The 3,714-nt window shown below is 69.7% G+C and carries 4 protein-coding genes; all 4 read right to left on the reverse strand.

Going from position 1 to position 3,714, the window contains the following annotated elements; genetic code table 11:
* Window positions 1–1,018, reverse strand: a 1,018-nt coding sequence (locus HKK72_RS42575; protein WP_187239116.1) for a xanthine dehydrogenase family protein molybdopterin-binding subunit, incomplete at its 3' end; no start/stop codon positions are given.
* 3 nt (window positions 1,019–1,021) lie between these two features.
* Window positions 1,022–2,422, reverse strand: a complete 1,401-nt coding sequence (locus HKK72_RS42580) for a xanthine dehydrogenase family protein molybdopterin-binding subunit (RefSeq protein ID WP_187239117.1) — start codon at window positions 2,420–2,422, stop codon at window positions 1,022–1,024.
* Window positions 2,419–2,964: a (2Fe-2S)-binding protein gene (locus HKK72_RS37365; RefSeq protein ID WP_187239118.1), complete on the reverse strand. Its 546-nt coding sequence runs from the start codon at window positions 2,962–2,964 to the stop codon at window positions 2,419–2,421. Before HKK72_RS37365 ends, HKK72_RS42580 begins: the two co-directional genes overlap by 4 nt.
* Window positions 2,965–2,998: 34 nt before the next feature.
* Window positions 2,999–3,714: FAD binding domain-containing protein (locus HKK72_RS37370; protein ID WP_187239119.1), on the reverse strand; the 716-nt coding region annotated here is incomplete at its 5' end.

Genomic DNA, 3,714 nt, shown 5'->3' on the forward strand with positions numbered 1-3,714 from the left:
TGAGATCGCCTGCCTCGCCGGCCCGGAGCTCGTCCAGGCCGCGCAGCACCCGTTCCGGGGTGAACGGCATGGTCTCCATCCGTACGCCGCACGCGTCGAAGATGGCGTTGGCGATGGCGGGGATCGGAGCGTTGGCCGTCATCTCGCCGATGCCCTTGGCGCCGAACGGGCCGCTCGCGGCCGGGCGCTCCAGGATGACGCTGTGCTGCACGGGAGCGTCGGCGGCTGTCGGCATCAGGTACTCGCTGAAGTCCCGGGGGCCGTGGTCGCGCACGGGGTAATAGGGCTCGGTGGTCTCGAACAGGGCATGGGACAGCCCCATCCACGCTCCTCCCTCGATCTGCTGGGCGGCCGTGGCCGGGTTGAGCGCGCGGCCGATCTCGTAGGCGTTGTGCAGCTCCAGCACCTCGACCACGCCGGTCTCGTCGTCGACCTCGACGACCGCGACCGTGCAGGCGTGCGCCTGGCAGGAGTCGGGGTCCATCTCGCCGGTCTCGGGCACGGGTTCGCTCGGCTGCTTGAGGAAGATGCCGCGCCCCGAGATCGTGCGCCCGTGCTTGAAATGCGCCGCGAGCGCCAGATCGGTGATGTGGATCCTCTTCTCGTCGGCCCCCATGACCTGGATGAACCCCGTACCGTCGGTCTCGAGGTCGGCGGCGTCGACCTCCAGCTCCTCGGCGGCGACCTCCAGCATGATCTCGCGTGCCTCGGCGGCGGCCATGATGACCGCGTTGCCGACGCGATGGGTGCCGCGGCTGGCGAAGGTGCCCATGCAGTGGGGGCCGGTGTCGGTGTCGGCGGTGTCGACGATGACGTTCTCGTAGGGCAGTCCGAGCGTCTCGGCCGCGCACTGGGCGGCGATCGTCTTGATGCCCTGGCCGAGGTCGACGGAGGACAGCGACACCACGAAGGTGCCGGTCGTGGTGGAGTGGATCAGGGCCTGGGAGGGGTCGCCGCCGAGGTTCATCCCGGTGGGGTAGTTGACCGAGGCGTACCCGCGGCCACGCAGTTTCGCCATGGCTCAGCTCCCTTCGCCGCGGACATCTGGCCGGCTCGTCGACGACATGCGGCGGTAGGCGTCCGGCAGCTCGTGCCCGACCATCTCCGCGGCCTTCTGGATCACTTCGACCAGCGCCGTACCTTCGGCGATTTTGCGGTGGGCCTTCATGTCCCCGTCCCGGTAGGCGTTGAGCAGGCGCAACTGGAGAGGGTCCATCTCCAGGGCTCGGGCGATCCGGTCCATCTGCGACTCCAGCGCGAAGTCGCCGATGGTGACGCCGAAGCCGCGCATGGCGCTGGACGGGGTGCGGTTGGTGAACACGCAGTGGCAGTCCGCCCAGACGTTGGGGATGCTGTAGGGGCCCGGCAGGTGCGCCGCCGCCTTGGTGGTGCCGTACGGGCTGTGACGGGCGTACGCGCCGGAGTCGACGTAGAGGGTGACCTTGCGACCGATGATCCGGCCGTCCTTCATCACCGCGTCCTTGATGTAGATCCGCTCGGACGCGCGCGGTGAGGAGACCTGCATCTCCTCGTAGCGGCTGTAGACGAACTTGACCGGCCGGTGGGTCATCATGGCCGCGACGCAGGCGACCGGCTCGACGACGACGTCGACCTTGCCGCCGAAACCGCCGCCAACGGTGCCGCCGACGATGCGCAGCTTGTTGAACGGCGTCTCCAGGATCAGGGCCGTGTTGTCGAGGGTGAAGAAGCACGCCTGGGTGTCGGAGTGGATGCGGAGCCGGCCGTCGGCCTGCGGCACGACGATGCACCCGGTGGTCTCCGTCGGGGCCTGCTCGATCGGGGCGGACTGGTAGCGCCACTCGAAGACCTGGTCGGCCTCCGCGAACGCCTTCTCGACGTCGCCGAACCGGATCCGCCGGCAGTGGTGCCCCTCGTAGATGAAGTGGTTCTGGCCCTGGTACTCGTTGACCAGCGGGGCTCCCTCGGCGAGCGCCTCCTCGACGTCGAAGACGGCCGGCAGGTCCTCGTAGTCGACCTTGACCCGGCCGACGCCCTCGTGGGCGGCCGCCTCGGTCTCGGCGATCACCGCACAGATCGGGTCGCCCAGGTAGCGGACGGTGTCCTCGGCCAGGATCGGCTCGTCGTCCGGACCGACCCCGATCAGTTTCAGCGGCGTGTACAGGTTGTTGGGAACGTCGGCATGGGTCAGCACGCGCACGACGCCGGGGACCGCCAGGGCCTCGGTCACGTCGAGGCCGCTGATCCTGGCGTGGTGCCGCTCAGAGCGGTACATCTTGAGGTGCAGCATGCCGGGCGGCGCGAGGTCCTCGAAGAACTCGGTCCGGCCGGTGACGTGCCCCAGCACGTCGGAGCGCTGCACCACCGATCCGATGAGGTTGAAGTCGTCGCTGCGCTCGTCGGCGAAGTAGCTCTTGTCGATCGGGTCGAGGCGGTAGTTCATCGGGCCCGCACCCCTTCGCCGGACTCGGAGCCGGCCGGAACCGCGGCCGGATCTCGCTCGCCGCCGGCCGCGTCGCGCCTTCGGCGCGCAGCGTCCAAGATCGCGGTCACGATCGGCCCGTAGCCCGTACAGCGGCAGACATTGCCCGAGATGGCCTCGACCACCTCTTCCCGGTCGGGGTCGGGATTGCGCGAGAGCAGGGCCTCCGCAGACATGATCATTCCGGCCGTGCAGAAGCCGCACTGGGTGGCGAAGTCGTCCATGAAGGCGCTCTGCACCTCGTCGAGTTCGCCGTCCCTGGCCACGCCCTCCAGCGTCTGGACCGAGGCCCCGTCGATGGTCTCGACCGCCACCAGGCAGGACATCACCGGCCGGTCGTCGACCAGCACGGTGCAGGTGCCGCAGGTTCCCTGGCCGCAGCCGCGTTTGGCCGCCATCAGCCCGAGCGAGTCGCGCAGGCCGGACAGTAGCGAGGTTCCCGGCGCGGCGATGAACTCTCGCGGCCGATCGTTGACGACGAGCGAGACTATCTGTGAACCCATGATCAGACCCTTCTGATGCGTCGGCCGATGCAGGTCAACCGAGGAAGGTCCGGCGAAGGTGCACCGGGAGGACACGGCTGCGGTACCAAGCGCTGGCATAGGCGTCGTCGAACGGCGCGATGTCCGCGCGTGCCGCCCGGCCCGCCTCATCGAGCACCTCGTGCTCGAGAGGGCGGCCGACCAGGACCCGCTCGGCCGAGGTGGCGCGGACGGGACGTGGAGCCACCCCGCCCAGGGCGATCCGGGCCGAGGTCACGACTCCGCCCTCGGCCTCGACCACCGCCGCCACGGCGACGATGGCGGCCGAGTTGAGCCTGCGGCGCATGGCCTTGTGGTGGAACCAGGTACCGGCCGCCGGCGGCGACACCAGAACGGCGGTGACGAACTCTCCCCGCGCGACCCCAGCGGTGAGCACGTCTTCGACCGGCGCCTGTCGCAGCCCGCCCGAACCGGCGATCTCGACGGCGGCGCCGAGCGCGAGCAGACAGACGGCGACGTCGCCGTACGGTTGCGGCACGAAGAGGTTCCCGCCGATGGTCGCGAGGTTGCGGATCGGCGGTGAGGCGATGGTGCGCATCGCGTCATGGAGGAATGCGAGCTCGGCTGACTCCTCGATCTCGGCGAGGGTCGTCGTCGCGCCGATGCGCGCCACCCCCTGGTCGTCGACCCGGATTCCCGAGATTCCGGCCCTCCGCAGGCTGATGAGCTCCGAGGCCCGGACCGACCCGTTGTTGACCTGGCCCATGACCA

Origin of the sequence: Actinomadura sp. HBU206391 (assembly GCF_014323665.1) — a bacterium.
Classification (GTDB): Bacteria; Actinomycetota; Actinomycetes; order Streptosporangiales; family Streptosporangiaceae; genus Actinomadura_C.

Coding starts and splice junctions, on each gene's coding strand:
- HKK72_RS42580 (WP_187239117.1), bottom strand. CDS start 2,422: ATGAACTACCGCCTCGACCCGATCGACAAGAGCTACTTCGCCGACGAG.
- HKK72_RS37365 (WP_187239118.1), bottom strand. CDS start 2,964: ATGGGTTCACAGATAGTCTCGCTCGTCGTCAACGATCGGCCGCGAGAG.